The sequence below is a fragment of the Massilia sp. CT11-108 genome (assembly GCF_047302915.1).
GTDB classification, from domain to species: Bacteria; Pseudomonadota; Gammaproteobacteria; order Burkholderiales; family Burkholderiaceae_D; genus Telluria; species Telluria orientalis.
In genome coordinates, this window is record NZ_JBKYMO010001338.1 from 1 (window position 1) to 365 (window position 365).

Consider the following 365-nt stretch of genomic DNA (forward strand, 5'->3'; position numbering starts at 1 on the left):
CCACGTCGCCAGCGAAATGCGGCGGCTGCAGGCGGACGCGCTCGCGCTGCACGGCGGACTGGAACGGCGGCTGACTCTGGCCGTCGTGCCGGAACTGATCGCGGGCCGCTGGAGCGTGCCGCTGGCCGTGCTGGCGCGCGAATTTCCGTCGCTTGAAGTGGAAGTGCTGTCGGCGCCGCAGGCGGATGCGCTGCGCCTGCTGCACGACGGCGGCGTGCAGCTTGCCCTCGTGTTCGAGCGCGAGCGGCTGGACGACCGCGAGGCGTTCCAGGAAGTGGGCAGCGAACTGCTCGTCGCGGTGGTGGCGGCCGGGAGCCTCGTGGAGATCGGCTTCGACAACATCAGCAATGCGCTGCGCCTGTGGG

The 365-nt window shown here is 71.0% G+C and carries 1 protein-coding gene; it reads left to right on the forward strand.

Annotated features, from left to right (window positions below; all coding sequences use genetic code 11):
* Positions 1-365: LysR substrate-binding domain-containing protein (locus ACEN88_RS34690; protein ID WP_413346946.1), on the forward strand; the 365-nt coding region annotated here is incomplete at both ends.